The sequence below is a fragment of the Mycoplasmopsis fermentans PG18 genome, assembly GCF_000209735.1.
In the GTDB taxonomy this organism is placed as follows: domain Bacteria; phylum Bacillota_I; class Bacilli_A; order Mycoplasmatales; family Metamycoplasmataceae; genus Mycoplasmopsis; species Mycoplasmopsis fermentans.
On record NC_021002.1, the window covers coordinates 435,732 to 453,736 of the forward strand.

12 protein-coding genes and 2 pseudogenes are annotated in these 18,005 nt (G+C 26.5%); 10 read left to right on the forward strand and 4 right to left on the reverse strand.

From position 1 onward, the window contains the following. The first annotated feature begins 104 nt into the window (after positions 1 to 104). The 6 genes and pseudogenes from infC (at position 105) to MBIO_RS05040 (ending at position 3,088) form a co-directional block, all read left to right on the forward strand. Entirely contained in the window at positions 105 to 701 is a 597-nt protein-coding gene (gene infC / locus MBIO_RS02020) for a translation initiation factor IF-3 (RefSeq protein ID WP_041593976.1), read from the forward strand. A gap of 1 nt (position 702) precedes the next feature. Next, positions 703 to 891, forward strand: coding sequence for a 50S ribosomal protein L35 (gene rpmI, locus MBIO_RS02025; protein WP_013526795.1), 189 nt, complete (start codon positions 703 to 705; stop codon positions 889 to 891). A gap of 44 nt (positions 892 to 935) precedes the next feature. Then, on the forward strand, positions 936 to 1,286 hold the full coding sequence (gene rplT, locus MBIO_RS02030) for a 50S ribosomal protein L20 (RefSeq protein WP_013354572.1): 351 nt from the start codon (positions 936 to 938) through the stop codon (positions 1,284 to 1,286). A 79-nt stretch (positions 1,287 to 1,365) separates the two neighbouring features. Further along, a pseudogene (locus MBIO_RS05030) lies at positions 1,366 to 1,820 on the forward strand (IS3 family transposase); the annotation flags it as partial. A 42-nt stretch (positions 1,821 to 1,862) separates the two neighbouring features. After that, positions 1,863 to 2,588, forward strand: a complete 726-nt coding sequence (locus tag MBIO_RS05035; protein ID WP_258408946.1) for an IS256 family transposase — start codon at positions 1,863 to 1,865, stop codon at positions 2,586 to 2,588. Further along, positions 2,570 to 3,088, forward strand: coding sequence for an IS256 family transposase (locus MBIO_RS05040; RefSeq protein ID WP_015510912.1), 519 nt, complete (start codon positions 2,570 to 2,572; stop codon positions 3,086 to 3,088). Before MBIO_RS05035 ends, MBIO_RS05040 begins: the two co-directional genes overlap by 19 nt. A 188-nt stretch (positions 3,089 to 3,276) precedes the next feature. Here the strand turns inward: MBIO_RS05040 and MBIO_RS05290 are convergent. Beyond that, a pseudogene (locus MBIO_RS05290) lies at positions 3,277 to 7,092 on the reverse strand (rhoptry family protein). A gap of 256 nt (positions 7,093 to 7,348) precedes the next feature. On the opposite strand from MBIO_RS05290, the gene MBIO_RS02050 reads away from it, so the two are divergent. Next, positions 7,349 to 7,624: a hypothetical protein gene (locus MBIO_RS02050; RefSeq protein WP_013526833.1), complete on the forward strand. Its 276-nt coding sequence runs from the start codon at positions 7,349 to 7,351 to the stop codon at positions 7,622 to 7,624. A 332-nt stretch (positions 7,625 to 7,956) separates the two neighbouring features. On the opposite strand, the gene MBIO_RS02055 is transcribed toward MBIO_RS02050, so the two are convergent. From MBIO_RS02055 to MBIO_RS02065, 3 genes are all read right to left on the reverse strand, one after another. Beyond that, a complete protein-coding gene (locus MBIO_RS02055) occupies positions 7,957 to 11,835 on the reverse strand; it encodes an AAA domain-containing protein (protein ID WP_041594212.1) in 3,879 nt (1,292 codons plus the stop codon). A gap of 171 nt (positions 11,836 to 12,006) precedes the next feature. After that, positions 12,007 to 12,618, reverse strand: coding sequence for a hypothetical protein (locus tag MBIO_RS02060; RefSeq protein WP_013354581.1), 612 nt, complete (start codon positions 12,616 to 12,618; stop codon positions 12,007 to 12,009). Positions 12,619 to 12,774: 156 nt separating this feature from the next. Then, positions 12,775 to 13,503: a phosphotransferase gene (locus tag MBIO_RS02065; RefSeq protein WP_013526831.1), complete on the reverse strand. Its 729-nt coding sequence runs from the start codon at positions 13,501 to 13,503 to the stop codon at positions 12,775 to 12,777. Positions 13,504 to 13,589: 86 nt separating this feature from the next. Here MBIO_RS02065 and lepA point away from each other — a divergent pair, with 86 nt between their 5' ends. The 3 genes from lepA (at position 13,590) to MBIO_RS02080 (ending at position 17,867) form a co-directional block, all read left to right on the forward strand. Then, positions 13,590 to 15,389, forward strand: coding sequence for a translation elongation factor 4 (lepA, locus tag MBIO_RS02070; protein WP_013354583.1), 1,800 nt, complete (start codon positions 13,590 to 13,592; stop codon positions 15,387 to 15,389). A 284-nt stretch (positions 15,390 to 15,673) separates the two neighbouring features. Beyond that, on the forward strand, positions 15,674 to 16,393 hold the full coding sequence (locus MBIO_RS02075) for an MAGa4850 family ICE element protein (RefSeq protein ID WP_013526830.1): 720 nt from the start codon (positions 15,674 to 15,676) through the stop codon (positions 16,391 to 16,393). Positions 16,394 to 16,664: 271 nt separating this feature from the next. Next, entirely contained in the window at positions 16,665 to 17,867 is a 1,203-nt protein-coding gene (locus MBIO_RS02080; protein ID WP_013526829.1) for a relaxase MobL, read from the forward strand. Positions 17,868 to 18,005 lie beyond the last annotated feature (138 nt).

The window sequence follows — 18,005 nt, forward strand, 5'->3', positions numbered from 1 at the left end:
AGTAGAGAGTGGGAAACCACTTTTACTTTTATTTTTAAAAATTTATCTATAAGGAGTTTATTATTCAACCACAAGGAAAAATGAAAAAACCAACAGCAGAACACATGATTAATGAAAATATTCCATTTCAAAAAGTGTTTGTAGTTGGCGCAAATGGTGAAAAAGTTGGTGTTTTATCAACACGTGAGGCCATTGAAATGGCCAAAGAACAAAGATTAGATTTAGTTCTAATTAGTGTTCAACCTAAACCAATTGCCCGTATTTTAGATTATGGAAAATTTAAATACGAAAGAAAAAAGAAACAAAAAGCAGCTAAAGAAAAACAAACTGTAATTCAAAATCGTCAAATTAGACTTACTCCACTTATTGGAGAACATGACTTAAATGTTAAAGCAAGAAAAGCTAAAGAATTCTTATTAGATGGTGATAGAATTAAAGTAAGTTTGAAATTTAGAGGTCGTGAATCGGCTCGTCCTGAACTAGGTCACAAAACTTTAGAAAAATTTTACAAAGCTGTAGAAGACTTAGCTGATATTGCTAAAGAAGCAGAATTAGTTAATGATCGTTTCTTAGATATGTATTTGCAACCAAATAAAATCAAGGTTAATAAATATAGAAAAGAACATAACTTAGTAGATAAAAATTCAGATAGTCAAGATAAATGTGCTTCAGAAGAAGACACAAATGAAGGAGAGCAATAAAATGCCTAAAATGAAGACTAAGAGTGCTCTTAAGAAACGTATTAAGATCACTGGAACTGGAAAAATTATGCGTGAACAAGCGTATCGTTCTCACTTAAGCCAAAATAAAACAACTAAACAAAAACGTCAAGCTCGTAAATCAGTACAAATGCACTCATCAGATGTAAAAAGATTTAAAGCATTAATCTAATGCTTAACTTGAAGTTATTTAATTTATAATGAAAGGAAATTATCATGAGAGTTAAAGGCGGAACAGTTACAAGAGCAAGACGTAAAAAATGACTAAAATTAGCAAAAGGATATTTTGGCCACAAATCAATCGGTTACAAAGTTGCAAAACAAGCAGTTGTTAAATCATGAACATATGCTTTTAGAGACCGTAAACAAATTAAACGTGAATTCAGAAAATTATGAATCGCACGTATCAATGCAGCAACTAGAGCTGAAGGTTTATCATATTCAAAATTTATTAATGGATTAAAAAGAGCTAATGTTACAATTAACCGCAAAATGCTTTCAGAATTAGCTATTAGCGAACCTAAAACATTTGCAATGTTAATTAAAATAGCTCGTGATGCAAAATAATAATATTAAAATTCTATTTAAAATGAACCACAAATTCCGGACTTTTGGAAAGGGTTCATTTTTATACAATTTAAATTTAGAAAATAAAAAAGGAAGAAAATCTAAAATAAATTTAGACGCTCAAAAGGCAACAAATTTTAAAATCAATATTGAAAATAAAATAGAAAATAAGGATTTATTAATTAAACAATTAAAAGAAGAAAACAAAATACTCAAATTGGAAAACGCGATAGCAAAAAAAGTGAGTGCCTTGCTTCAATTGAAAGACTCACTAACAAAGAAAAATTCTAAATAACAATTGAACTAAAACAAGAATTTAAAAAGCTATTTTCTATTAAATCAATACTAGAAAAAATCAAATTGAAAAAGTCAACTTTTTATAAGATATTAAAATCAAAAAATAAACCTGACAAAGATAAAAATTTGAAAAAGATTATATTTGACTTATTTGACTATAATAAAGGGCTATACGGTTATAGACGTATTACTTTTGCTTTAAGAAATAAAGGAATAATAATCAATCATAAAAAAGTGTCGCTTATAAATGCGAGATATACTATTAAGGATTTTTTATTTATGAAAAGAAAACCAATAAATCCTGTTATTGATGAAATAACAGAAAAAATTTTAGAAAATTATAATCCAGTTACTTCTGGTGATCTTAGTATGGCTATGAAAGAAGTATTTCAAAATACAATCCAAAAAATGATGAACAAAGAATTTGATAATTTTATGGGTTATGAAAAAAATGATAATAAAGTTCAAAAAGAAAATTATAGAAACGGTTTTTCTAAGAAAAATGTTAATAGTCAATATGGTCAAATGGAAATTGACATTCCAAGAGATCGTGAAGCGAAATTTGAACCTATAATCATCAAAAAGTATGAACGTGATATTTCTGAATTAGTTGATATGGTATTTGCTTTATATTCTAGAGGAATGTCAACAAGAGATGTAAGTGATTTTATGTTTAGCAAATATGGCGTTAATTATTCTCCAACACAAATAAGCCAATTAACTAATGAAATTGTTGAAGATGCAAGATTATGACAAGAAAGAAAACTTGAAACATATTATCCAATAATTTATATTGATGCAGTACATTTTCATATTGTAGACAATAATGTTGTAACTAAGAAAGCTACATATGTTATTATGGGCATTAATGGTGATGGACAAAAAGAAATTCTAGGACTTTATATTCGAGAAAATGAATCTGCAAAGTTTTGAATGTCTGTCCTAAATGCTCTTAAAAATAGAGGAATTAGTAAAATTGATATTATTTGCTCACAGATAATTTAAAAGGTATACAACAAGCTATAGAAGCTGTTTTTCCTAATAGTAAGCAACAACGTTGCATTGTACATATGATTAGAAATTCTGTTAAATATGTTAACTACAAGGATATGAAAGAATTTTGCAAAGATTTAAAATCTGTATATCAATCTAATGATGCAAAAAATGCAATGGATAATTTGGATATTTTTGAAGATAAATGAGGCAAAAAATATCCTACATCTATTTCAATATGAAGACGGAACTGATCTGAAATTTCTACAATGTTTGATTATTCTCTTGAAATAAGAACGCTCATTTATACCACTAATTCAATCGAAAATTTAAATAGCGTATTTAGAAAATATACAAAAACAAAAACGGTTTTCCCATCTGATGATAGTCTTTTAAAAATTCTTTTTCTAGCATCTCAACAAATCATAAAAAAATGAAGTAATTCAAGAATTAGAAATTGATCTAGCATTTTAAATGAATTTAAAATTATTGATTTTGAAAATGAAGAATAATTTTTTTAAATTTTAAAATTCAAATTTTAAAAATAAGATAATGTTTTTTTAGGCATTATCTTATTTTATTCTGCAATATTATTAGGTGTTGATCTAAAGTTAATTCCTTTCTATTGAGAAAGGGAGAACTTTACACAAAATTCTAAACAATCTTTATTTTTTTAATTCAAATATTAAATTTCATTAATTTATCAAATAAGTTTGCTGTATGTATTATTACTTGTTGCAGTAAAGATATTTGATCATTTATCTCAAATTGAAACTGTTTCAGAAGACGAATTATTTTTCAAAATGTATTTCTCAGTGATTGCAAATTCTGATTTTCAGTACATTCTATTTCATATGTAGTATGAAGCATTAAAGTTTCCTAATGGGTTATCAAGAGTAAATTTAAAGATGTAATTTACTCATGAAATAGGTTCACCATTATGTTTTAATAAGAAAGTAGTTGAAGCATGATCTACTGTTCTTAAATATGAGAATAATGTATTAGAAAATGGCATATATTCAAATAGTGGGTTAGCACTATCATATTTTTCATTTGAATTGTAAGCAGATGATCTATAGTAAGGACCATTGAAATCACTTTCAGTTGGATTTCCATCTGGACCTGGAAGAGTGGGGAATGGTTCTTCTTCGCCATGAACTCAAACTCTATTTCTTAATGGATTATTTCCAATTGCGTAATGAGATTTGTTTTCTTTTCCACTTCATCTTTCTCATATTCCTTCATAATATCCATTGCTTGTTGGATTATTGTATTTAATGAAATCGAAGGCATATTTTATTTTGTAAAGAGCATCATTTAAATTAACAAAATTGCTTTGAAAATCATTTTTAAACATTATTTTAGAATCTGATGTTTTTTTGATATTTGAAAGCATTTTTTCAGTTACTGTCTTCTCATATTCTATTAATTTGGCTAAAGTATATAGATCATCATGTCCACTTCAAATATCATTTTGTATTGCTTCTAAATAATCACGTGAATTCATATTAGGATATTTTTGATTTATATATTTAACTGCTGGTGTGTTACCAAAAAGCCTACGGTTAATAATTGTATGTCAAGGCACATAATATTCATTTTCAATTTGTTCACCTTGTTCAATTTCACTAGTACTATTTGTTATATCTACTCCATATCGGTGTCATGAATATTCGGCTCTAACTTTATCACCTTTAGAATTTCCTCAGCCTCCATTTGTGTTACCTTTTGAGTATCCTTCAGTATCTAAATCTGAAATATGGTCATATAGATGTTTTTTGCCTAGAGCTTTAGGTGTAGTTCAAATTTTTGATTTTTCATCTCAATTTGCATTATTTTCTGAGACAGACGTTGGTCTATACAATTTTGTTGGAGATCAGTATACATCACCATAATTGAATTTTTCATGTAATAAGTAAATTAGTTTGTTTAAGAAATATTCTCTTAAATCTTGAACGGCTAATAAATAATCATTTTCTAAATAATTTTTAATTGAATTAATTTTTGCAAAATCAACGCCACCATCAAGTTGTTGCAAAGCTTTTAAACCTTCACTATCTAATTTAGAAATTTGATCATTTTTAATTGCATTCATTTCATTTTTTGCAAAAACAAGTGAACTTTCTTGTTCTGAAGTTAATTTTGCTTTTTGTTCAGTTTTTGCTTTTTCTTTTACATATTCATTATAGTAATTAAGAACAGCAAATCATTTTTTAACAAAGTTAACTTTGTTGTCTTTATCAGCTTGAATAACACTAAAGTTTTCTGTAGAATTAACATTTTTATAAATTTCAATTGCAGCATCAAAAATTTTGTTTTTATATTCATATACTTTAGAATCTACATTTGCTATTGCTGCTAATTTTGCATCCATTTCATTGTATGATTCTAAGCAAAATTGAGCTTCATTTTCTAAGAAATTACTATAAAGTTTATCTTTTTCATTAATTGATGAAATAAAACCATTGATTAAATTAATTTTTTCAAATAGTCCTTTAAATTTTTCTTTGTCATTTTGAATTTCACTGTTTTCAATTGAAGATATTTCTTTAGTTGATAAATCTGGTTTGTTATTATTAATATCTTCAATTGTTTTTTTAGCATCTTCGAATTGGTTTAATGTTTTTAAATTAGCAAAAACATTTGATAAGAAATCAGCAATTTTTTTATCTGCATTGCTAATAAGTTTTGAAATTTCCTTAGGTTTTGAAGCAAAGTTATTAACTTTTTGTAAGTTTAAATCAGTTGCATTTTTAATAATTTCGAATATATCTAAATAATTTGTTTCATATTCTTTAAGATTTGAAATTACTTCATAGAATGTTGAAATATTATTAATTTTGTTATCAATATCAGAATCTAAATTAGCTTTTAATAAAGGATCTAGTTTTGTTTGTATATCAATTATTGATTTATAAGAAGTTTCGAATAAATTAAATTCATTTAATGTTGTTTTGTTTGCTTCTAATGCTAAATTAAATTCATTTAATCTTGATTTAATATTAACAAAGGCTTTTTTAAATCCATTTTTTATTGAATCTAATTCATTTTTGCTATTAACATAATCATTAATTAATTTGTTTCTACTTTCAATATACTCATCTCATTTAAAAGAACTCAATTCAATTTTAGATTTTTGTACAAATTGATCAATAATTTGTTTTGAGTTATTTAGTTTAGCTAATCTAATTGTTGTTTAAATTGAATCAACATTTGAAATATAAGCATTTAAAAATTCTTTAATAACATACTGAATAGAAGTTGTCAAATCATTTTCAGCGTTTAGAATAAATTGAATTTTGTTAATAAATTCATCTAATTTTTCAAAAGAAATTTGATTTGAACTTTCAATAAATGAGTTAAATTCATTAAGAGCATTAACAATAGGCGTTAATGATTTGCTGCTTAAGTCTAAAATTTGAGATTTGTTAAATAATTTTGTACTTTCAATTGTTTTGACAAAAGTGTTAACATAACGATTTATATATTCCTTTGTATTTCCATATGATTGTTCTAATGTTTTACATGCCTTAATAATATCTTTTATAATAACACTTCTATTTACTAAAACACCACCATTTTCTAAAATAACGTCATAATTATTAGAGTCAAATCTTGATAATAAAATCTTTTTAACAGCATTAATAGGATTTAAAATTGGAGAATTATTACTTGCAATAGTATTAGCATCTTCTATTTTTGCTGATAATTCTTCTATTTTATCTATGTTTGACATGAATTTTTTAATTAAGCCGTCTTTTTTAACATATTTTTTAATAATTTTGTCATTTCAAACATGAAAATCAGATTTAATAAAATCTGCTGCCTTATTAATCATTTCAGTTGAAATGTTAGGTTTTGTGTTACTTGAAAGTGCTTCTTCTTCGATTTTACTTAAAGTGTTTTGATAATCTTTAATTTTAAGTTCTAAAGAATTTAATTCACTTTTACTATTAGCATCAACAAATTTTTCATCTGCAGTTTTTAAAGTTAATAAATCATTACTACGAACAACAAAATCTTGGATTGATTTTTTGATATTTTCATATTCGCTTTGATTAATAACTTGTTTTGTTCTTTCTACCATTTCTGGTAAAAGATTTTGAATTATTTTCTTTTCATTACTATGTTTAACAGTTCTCATATAACTTTTGTTACCAAAGTGGTGACCAAGATGATATGAAGAGTGTTGATCAATAATTCCTTGTAAATCTTTAATAAGTTTTTCATTTGAGTCAATTTGAGTTTGACACAAACTTAGTTCATTTCAAAGACTCGAAAGTCATGCTTCATTCTCATATTTCTTTCAAATTTCTTTTAATTTGTTGTCTTTTTCTTTTAATTTTTGATTTGATTCTTTAAGGTATTTAATATTGTTTTCAATTCACAACTTTTCTTTTTTATAGTTTGAATGGTCAACTGCATAACCAATTAAAGTACCGGCTGATACTGCACCAACAATCCCTGCAGAAATACCCATTGTTAAAGCTACAATTTTTTTTGTGCTATTTTTCATAGTTGTCTCCTTATATTTAATATAAAAAATTAAATTTTTGGGACATAAGGAAAATTATGTCATTATATTAAAATATTTATTGGACACTTTAAAGGTTAAAAAACATGAAAAAGAATAATAATTTTCTCGATATTTTTTTGAATAATATCTACTCAATGGTTCAATAAATCAAAGAAGTTATCAAACTTTTAAACAATATAAAAGGTACTTATCATCCTTAAAAAAATGAAACAATGTGAATCAATTAATTATAAGGATGAATCGTGAATTAGCAAATAATAAAATTTCAAATAATACTAAATTAACTAAAAGAAACATATTTTCTTCTTTTTTAAATTGATTTTGCAAAATCACTAATACAAATACAGATGTTAAAAATGAACTTCTATATATAAAAGAAGAAAAAGACAAAAGACAAGCTATACTTGAAAAGGAATTCATTAAGCTTGTTGAAGAATTAAAAAGCCACAAAAACACTAAATTTAGTATCATTTTTCGTGTGTTTATTTCAACTGGTATTAGAGTTGGATAATATAAAGAATTTATTAAAAACATTGATAAATTAGAAAAAAATTGAAGTTTTATTATTAAAACATTGAAAAACAACAATCCTATATACTTTTGGATTTCATCAAAATTAGAGATGCATTTAATAGTTGTTAATTTCAAAAGTGAAATCTCTAAAACCTAGGGGTCTCACTTTTGAAATTAACAAATTTTTAAAATAAGATAATGTTTTTAGGCATTATCTTATTTTGTTCAACAATATTATTAGGTGTTGATGTAAAGTTAATTCCTTTTTATTGAGAAATGGAGAAACTTTACACAAAATTCTAAACAGTCTCAAATTAATAGATAATATTATTAATTAGCATTTAAATTTTGAGTTTCCGTTTGTTCTTTAGTTTCAATTTCTTGAGTTAAAATTGATTCTCATTCCTTTGTTGATTCTTCAAAATCTTTAACTGGAACTTCTTCTCTTTCAAGATAATCACTTTGTTTAATTTTATCGCCTTCTTCGATTAATTGATCAAGTGTTTTTTCTTGTTCTTCAATTGCATTTTCAGCTTCAATATTTTTTGTTTCTCCCTGTTTTATAGTGTTTTCAGTCGAATGTGAAACACTTTGAATTTGTTCATTTTGTTCTTCAACATTAAGCTCAATAACCATAGTTGCTTCATCTTTAATAAAACCAACTTCTTGAGTTTTTTCTGCATTCAAAGTAATTGTGTCTTGAGCTGTTTCTTCTTTTTTGATAGCTTCAACAACTTTTGTATTTTCTTTAGATTTTTCAATTTCTTGAGTTTTGGTGTTTTCACGATCTTGGCTAATTTTTTCTAAAACTTCTTCAATAGTTTCATCTTTCTTTTCATTATCTAAAACTGGTACTTCTTTAATTTCTTCAACTATAATAGTATCTGAGTGTTCTTGACTGATAAAGTCTTCTTCATTAACGTTAATTACTTGACTATTTTCATTAATTATTATTGCTTTAACTTGATTTTCTTCTTCAATAACTTCATTTGCTTCTTTAATTTCTTGGTTTGTTGCTTCAAGAATTTCTAATTGAGTTGTTGGTATTTCTTTAGTTACTTCAACTACTTGAGTCATATCAACTGGTTCAATACTATTAATAGTTTCAAGAATTTCTTCTTTTTTATCTTCTCATAAAATTCGATCTAGTTTATAAACAATATATTTTTTAGATCTAATAAATTTACACAAGTCTTTAAAAATAACAAAGTCTTCAGGATTATTAACATATTTGTAATCATCGATCATAAATGTCATTATTGGTTCATGTTTTCTTCTTAAAACATAATCAACTTTAAGTGTTCCAAGTGTTTCATTTGGAATTAATTTTAGATAAGGTTTATCTTTAATTGCTTCAAGAATTGTGCTTTTGATTTCTTGATTTAATAATGAATTCTCAACTTCAACTGGTTCAGTTTCAATGGTTTGCAATTGATTATTATTTTGTTCTTCATCTTCTAAGTGTAAGAAGTTTTTTCTTTCAATGTCACTTAATTCTAAGAATTCAAGTCAATGTTTGAACATAATAGCATCTTCATTACCTGTCATTATAGTTAAGTCACTAGATTTAAGTGATTTAATAACAATCATTTTATCCTTAGCACGACTAACTGCCACATTTAACGCATTCATACCGCCAGGACGTCCAACATAAGTTGAGTGAATTGCTGTATCTTTATCATAAGCTACTGAAGCTATAACTAAATCAGCTTCATCGCCTTGAATATTTTCAATGTTTCTTAATAACAAGTTTCCATTATTAATTGCTTTTTCTAATTCAGGATGATTTTTGAAAATGCTTGTGGTAATTGAATCTTGTTGTTTAGCATTGAAGCACAACAAAATGATTTTGTTGTATTTATTAATATTTTCTTTAATAAGTTTGATTGCTAAATCAGCTTCAACTGTGTTTTGATTATTTTCTCAAAGGCCATTAACTTCATGTACTTCAATTGGCTTGAAATTAGCTTCCATATTAGCTGAATCGATAACATCCAAAGTACTTTTGTAGAAGTATTTAGAGCTAAAAGTCATCAGTGAAGCATAATTTGAACGATAGTTTTTGTCTAAAAGCACACTATAAACTCCAAGACTTTTAGCAAAGTCTAGAAGGCTATCTACTTTTCCATAAATGCTTTCGTCATCACTAACTCTGACACCAAATCAGTTACTTGGTTTCATTTGTTGATCATCACCAGCAAGAATTTTAATTTTTGCTAAATATAATACTGGTAAACCTTTTTCAAGGAAAATTTGGCTTGATTCATCTAGGATTGCATAGTCAAATTCGCCTTTATTTCAGGCACTTAAGTCAGCTTCAGGTGTCACAATTACAATAGGGAAAATCTTTTTAATCATATTAGGAAAACGCTTAATAAACTTGTAAGGTTCTAATGTTCCTAATCTAATTGTGGCTGCAAATTCTGAGTATTGATCTTTTTCTTCATCAGTAAATTTGTTAATTCGTTTAATAATACCTTGAGCAATAAATTTCTTTAATTCATTTTCATCGCTAGTTTCTTGAGTATTATTAGAAGGCAAAATGTTTATTAAATCATTTAAAAATTCAAAGTCTTCTTGCTTTAAGTTTTTTAAAACTTGAACTGAATCATTTAAATTTCCTTGAAATTCTTTAAATGTGTTAAACATTTTTTGGGCTGTTAATTTAATTAATCAGTTTTTGAAATGTCAGAATTTGAATTTCATTTTGTTAATTCTAAGCATGTCATTAGTTAAAGCTTTTGAATCATCAAAGTGAAATTCGGCTGGATATAAAATATTTTTAGGCAATTTTAAAATTGCATTTCAGATTTCTTGTGAAAATGATGATCAATTATTATGAACTTTAGCTAAAGCTTGAGTGATATTAACAAAACGTGGATCACTACTGAAATTAGCTATATTGTTAACAAAACGAATATCTTTTTGGTTAATGATTCTTAATGGTTTTAAATTAGGATTATCATCATAGTTTTCTAAATAATCTAAATATTCTCTAAGAGGCAAGTAGAAATTCTTTTTGTTCATGTTTTTTGAATTAAGCATGAAAAGACAAAAGATTTTTAAAGCGCCCATTCTATTTTTAATAACTTCAAGAGCCGCTTTCTTTTGAGAACAAACTAAAGAATTTTTGCCATAAACTAAAAGGTTAGTCAAAATATTAACAATAGTTTGGCTTTTTCCTGTACCTGGAGGACCTCAAATAATTGTGTTTTGATTTAAGCTTGAAGCTATAGCTTTATCTTGAGAATAGTTGGTAGGTGTAATTTTAAAAATAGATGTTTTAGGGTTGTAAATTGTTTGTTTTACCCTATTTTTATAGATGTTTTTGTTAAATTCTATATCTAAAATTTTGTTCAATTCTTTATTCTTAATTATTTCAAGCATTCTATTTCTGGCATAGCCACCACTTGGTTGGAATAAGCCTAAAACTACGCCTGGTTCAAATTCCATCGCTTGGTTGCCAATAGCTTCGGGAATTCAACGTTTGAAAGGTTGATTTAAGTCTAAGTTAAAGTTGTAAATATCTTTTCATTCTTCATTTAAATATTTAATTAATTCTTTAATTGATCAATCACCATAGTTTTCCGAGATATTTAAATCAAAACCTGCATTACTTAATAAGAATAGCAATTTTTCATTAATTTTAATGTCACCATTTGAAACTAAATATGGTCTAGCATTTCTAATTTCTAAATAAACTTCTTTTAAAAATAAAGGACCATAAACAGCTTTATCGTCAATAACTAATTTAACAAATAAGAAACCTAAGTGCATAGGTCAAATGTTAGTTTCAGTGTTAATTTCATTAGCTTTATTTAAGAATAACTTTCATTTTAATGATTGTTTTTGAAAATTAACTTTTAATTCATTAATAATGTTATTTTTAATTCCAAGAGGATTTTTCTTTAATTGACTATTACGTTTTTCACTTACTTCAATATTGTTTTCTTCAAGAATTTTAATAATTTCTTCATATGTATTTGCTTCTTCAAGTAAATTACAAATTCTGATCAAATTAACTTCAAGAATAGGTATGTCAAAGTTTTTATTGTTGTAAATTTTGCTAAAACTTTCAGGTCCAAAAATAGTATAAAAATCAAAAGCAAATTTGTTATTTACTCTAGTAAATACTGCACTGTCATTTGGACTAACATCTAGTAAATTGTCTAGAATACTTTGATATTGTTTTTCTTCATTGTTTGACATGATATTGACCACCTCATCTATTTATATATGTACATTAATTATAAATATAAAACTTAATATTAATAATAAATCATTGTTTGAAAAAGTGCATTATTTATAATTATTTTTTTCAAAAATCAAGTGCAAAATAAAAAAGTGGCATAACCACTCTTATTTTTATTAATATCAAAATTATTGTTGTTCAGCATTATAAGAATTTGTTGTTTCTCAAACATTTTTCTTTTCTTTACCTTTAACGCTTTCAATAATAATACCAACAATAGAAACTACCACAACACCAATGTGTGTAAAGAATTGGATAAATGGTATTACTCCACCGATGAATTTTTCATCGCTTTCTTTTGTCATTTTGAATGTTCCACCAAAGAATTGGAATACTAATCAAACTAACATTGTTACAAATACAGCAAGCATAATTGGAGCTATAAATCAGTTTTTGTTTACGAATGCTTTTATTGTAACTGCTAACACTGTAAAGATTCATGAAATATAAATGATAAAATACAATGCTGAGATTCCACAAGCTATATAAACCATTGTGTCTGATTCAACTACGCTTTTAATTATTGAAAAATTACTTGTGAAGTTTGAAAAGTCTGCAAAAATTCCATTTGTTACAAGTCTGTTTGCTATTAAAAACTTACCTGCATCTCCACTTTTTTCACTTACTTTTGCCATTCAACTTCCTTTAGCAACAATAATTAATAAAACAGTAAATATTGCTAAAATAATTGACAAAGTAATGACAGAAGCGTATTTAATTTTTTTGCCTTTATCTGACATAAACACCTCATTTTTTAATCAAATTTTATAGTTTTTAATATATAAAACTATGTAATTATTATACAACTTTTCTTGTTTTTTGCTATGTAAATTATTTAATATTTTTTTAGGTTGTAAAATGATCTAATTTCACTAAAACAATTGTTTTATAGTGCTTTAGCTTGCAAGCAGGTCCTTAAATTGTTTATATAATTCATAAATTCTTTGCTCATATTTAGTAGTTTCAAAGGGCAATATTTTTTGAGCATTTGCTCATAAAACAACGATATAATTAACCAATATTTTGTGTCTTAAAAGATAAACTAAATTATATTCGCCATAGGTATCTAAAAATAATTTTTCTTGTTTTTTGTCTAACTCATTTGCTTCAATATAATAAGCAAGTTCAAAATGTTTATCACCTAGCGAAGCATATTCTCAGTCAATAAAATATACTTTTTTATTTTTAACTATCATGTTAAAAAATCAGAGATCATTATGCAGAGGAGTATCTTTTCTCATTTTTGAAAGTGTCATATTAATAAATTTATAAAAATCATTCAACACTTTAATTTTAAGTTTCTTTTCTTGAATAATTTTGCGATATTCTTTAATTCTAGCTGCATGATTAGAAGCAGGAAAATTAAGTTTTGAATTGTGTAAAATTTTTAAATTTTGAGCTACTTCCTTTATATTATTATCATCATTTCAGTATTCTTTACCATCAATATATTCTCAAGTGATTTCTTTGTCATTTTGGCTAATAAGTTTTGGTGTAAAACTAAAATCTTTTAATAAACTGTATTCTAATTTGTGATTAAATTTATTTAAAATTTTTTCTTGAATAAACTTATTTTCATCTCGATATGAAATGTTAGTATGTCCTTTTTTAATTAAAACTTTCATTTTTACTCTTTTTTTATTTCAAAAATTATATATTATATTATTATTTATTTAATATAAAATTTAGCTTACTTAAATAGGTGAAGATAATGGACAAAAGCAAAATTAGAAATTTTTCAATTATTGCTCACATAGATCATGGTAAAAGTACGCTTGCTGATAGAATTCTAGAAATTACTAATACAGTTAGTGACCATGATATGGATGATCAATTTTTGGACCAAATGGATTTAGAACGTGAAAGAGGAATCACAATTAAATTAAATGCTGTACAAATTAAGTATAAAGATTACGTATTCCATTTAATTGATACACCAGGTCACGTTGATTTTACTTATGAAGTTTCACGTTCATTAGCTGCTAGTGAAGGAGCATTATTATTAGTTGATGCTACTCAAGGAATTGAAGCTCAAACTTTAGCTAATGTTTATTTAGCTCTTGAAAATAATTTAACTATTATTCCTATTATTAATAAAATTGATTTACCTTCAGCTGATATTGAAGCCACAAAAAATGAAATAGAAGAAGTGATTGGTCTACCAACTGATAATGCAGTTTGCATTTCAGCTAAAACTGGTTTAAATTGTGAAGCAGTTTTAGCTGCAATTGAAAAATATATTCCAGCACCTAAAGATGCTGATGATTCTAAACCTCTTAAAGCTTTAATTTTTGACTCGTACTTCGATGAATATCGTGGTGTAGTTATGCTTATAAGAATTTTTGAAGGTGAATTAAAAGTTGGCGATGAATTTATGTTTATGTCGAATGGACAAAGATATTTTGTTAGTGAACTTGGAGTTAGAAGTCCAAAAGAAACTAAGAAAAAGAGACTTGAAGCAGGTGAAGTTGGATATGTAGCAGCTACTATTAGAGATGCTAGAGAAGTAAGCGTTGGAGATACTATAACTTTAGTTAATAGACCAGCTGAAAAAGCACTGCCAGGTTACAAAAAGAAAAAACCTGTGCTTTATACTGGGTTTTATCCAATTGATACTCGCGACTATATGGAACTTAAAGAAAGTTTAGAAAAAATAGCTCTTTCAGATAGCTCAATAACTTGAGAACAAGAAACTTCTAAAGCTTTAGGATTTGGTTTTAGAGTTGGATTCCTTGGAATGTTACATATGGAGATATTGCAAGAGAGATTAAATCGTGAATATAAAATCGGTATTATAGCAACTAGTCCTTCAGTTGAATATGATGTTCATATGACAGATGGCAGCATTAAAAAAATATCAAACCCTGCACTTTTACCTGATCGAACTTTTATCGATCATATTGATGAACCTTACATTAAAGCTGAGATTTTGGTACCTAATGAATACATAGGAAATGTTATGGAACTATGTCAAAATAAACGTGGAATTTATATCAATATGGACTATATTGATGCTAATAGATCAAGGCTTATTTATGAAATGCCACTAGGCGAAATTATCTTTGATTTCTTTGATAGACTTAAGAGTCTAACTAAAGGTTATGCATCATTTGAATATGACCTAATAGGCTATAAAACAAGTGATTTGGTAAAAGTAGACATACTTTTAAATGGTGATAAAATTGATGCTTTTTCAATTATTACTCATAAAGATTCAGCTTATAGTAAAGCTCGTGATTTAACTCAAAAATTAAAAGAAGCTATACCAAGACAAAACTTTGAAGTACCTGTTCAAGCAACTATTGGAAGTAAAATTATTGCTAGAGAAACTATTAAAGCTTATCGTAAAGATGTTACTTCAAAACTTCATGCAGCTGATGTTTCAAGATATAAAAAACTTTTAGAAAAGCAAAAAGCGGGTAAGAAAAAAATGAAAATGCTTGGTACTGTTGAAGTTCCTCAAGAAGCATTTTTATCAATTCTTAAAACTAATATTGATAAGAAAAAATAGTAAGGGATTTAGAGTGAACCCCAAATTCCGGACTTTTTGGGGAAGTGATAGAAAGAAGTGTGTTGAACACTTTTTTTATTTCACTTTTGATTATTTATAAAAGTACTCATAAACATTAATTCATATTTTTATTTAGTTTCGTATTCTGCTAAATTAATATACTTTTCAAAAAAATGATCAAAAGTATAAAAAAATAACAGCGTCTAGAACACTTACTACCCGTTCGACCTGTTGTATATATTATACCACAGTCGCTGTTATATGTTCAAAAAAAAGGAGAAATTATGAGTGTATACGGCGAACTAAGGTTAATTGCAAATGAAGGAAGCGAAAACGAAGTTAGAAAGTTTGAAGCTAACTTGGAATGGAGAAAAAATTATTTTGGCAAGAAGGTTTATGACAAGTTAAGCCAAGATACAGTTAGTGAAATTTTAAAAACAAAGATAGTACTCGGTGAAAGCTACTATAAGATTTTGAGAACTGAAAAAGTTGCTTTTGAAGTGTATGTCTGTTTAAGGTTTCTTGGGGCTAAAAAACGCTATGTAAATTTTTATGAATTAGTGGCTTTTGGCTTCAAGAAAACAAGCTTGCAAAGAGCGGTAAAGTTTTTAACAGATATAGGGCTAATTTTAAAAGTTAGAAACGCTGTGAAAATTAAGAAGTTTAAGCTAACTAATGACGATAGAAAGTTCATTGTTATTAGTGGTGATAAAGACTGGAAGATTTTCTTGTTGTTTGGATTAGCTAATTTATGAGCTTATAAAACGCTTGTATGAAAATCAAAAGAACTTGGAACTAAAAAGTTTGTTAAAAGTAGAAAGATGAAAGTCATTGTACAAAATAACTTTTTAGGGCTAAAAGGTTCTACGGCTTACAGATTCTTGAAAAATATATGTTTGGTTTTAGGTTTGAGAACTGATGAGTTATTTATTATTCAAAGAAGTGTTGATAACTTGAAGCATTTAAGCTTTAAGACTCAAAGGTATCTTGTAATGCAGATATAAAGCAAATGAGGAGTAGTAATGAATAAGCTTCAATTATTACTGCGGTTTATTCATTACTGCTTGCTTTAGAAAATCTTATGGACGCACACTCGTGTGTTATCTTTCATATTTAACCTTTTTGGGGTTTAAAGACATTTTAGAATAAGTATGCTGATGATGTCCAAATTAGGTCGATAAATAATTAGGAGTATTAATGAATGTAATGAATTAATACGAAGGAGAAAGAAATTAAATACAAAGAAGGAAGTTAGTTAGTTAAAGAGGAGGGAGAATGGATGTTTATATGAAGTTCAACTATGTATCTAAAATGACTAACTATAAAACTGGTTTAGGCTATTGTCATGATTTAAATAGTTGAGTATCAAGCGGGGCAGTTATTGATTATTTTGCAAGAGGAGATAAGTGTGTAGCATTTAGTCCTTTTGATGATAGTGAAAAAGATAGAATGCTTTTAGAGGAAGTAAGTAGAGAAGAAAAGATTAACTGATATAGAAATCATCTTAAGTCTAAAATGGGTAGCCAATATTCTGGTGTTTATGATATGTTAAACGATTCTAGTGCTGATGTAAATATCGATAACGTTAAGGAAGAATTAAAGAGTATTGATGAACAAACATTTTATGAAGGCATTTTAAACTTAGGTGATTTAGGTTTAGAACATAATGTTTTAACTGCTAATGATTGAGCTGAGTTAGTTAAAGAGGAGTTTAGAAACTTCTATAGCATTAGCGGTTTTGATTTAGATAACCTTAGTTCTTATTATTCAATACATGGTAATACAGATAATCCACACATCCATTTTATGTTTTTTGAAAAGACTAAAAAAAGAGCAAAAAGAAAATTAAACATCGACGATATAAAAATGCTAAGAATGAAGATTACAAACAAGCTTATTAAAAACTTTGATTATCAAAATCTTAAGGATTTAACAAGTAAGTTATGAGATGCCAGAAAAGATGTTTTATCTTCGACAGAACAAACGCTTGAGAATTTTCAAAGCCAAGATTACAAAGACTTTATTGAGGCTTGCTGTTATGTAAGAGCTGAAATGGAGAATAGGTTCAATAAGTCTTATAAACTCGCTTCACCAGAAGTTAAAGAAGCGATAAACAAGATAGAAACATTTTTATATAAATATGATGATGATTTTAAAGGAAAGATGGATAACTATCAAAAGGCATTTGATTTAGTTATGCAACTAAAGGATGAAACGAATTCAACGTTTTTAAAAAAGAGAATCAATAATGTTTTGAGAACTGAAAAAGATGAGTTTTCTAGACAGCTAGGGAACAAGATAATAAAAGCAATTCTAAAATCAAGAAATGCTAAGAGCGCTAAAAGCTTTACAAAATTATTCTTTTATAACTTGAATGTAAATGATGATTCTTGAAGATTGATTAATAGAGCTAAGAAGATTTTTGAAGCTCAAAGCATTCAAGAATACGAAAACATTATGACTTATTACAAAATATAGGATTTTATTATGGGAAACAATATATCTAAGATAGTTAAAAAAATTATAGAAACGGAAGATTGAAATGATGTTATAACGGGTATCAATTTACTTCATTATAAAAAGATTTTGAAAAAACATATGCCATTAAGAAACGTA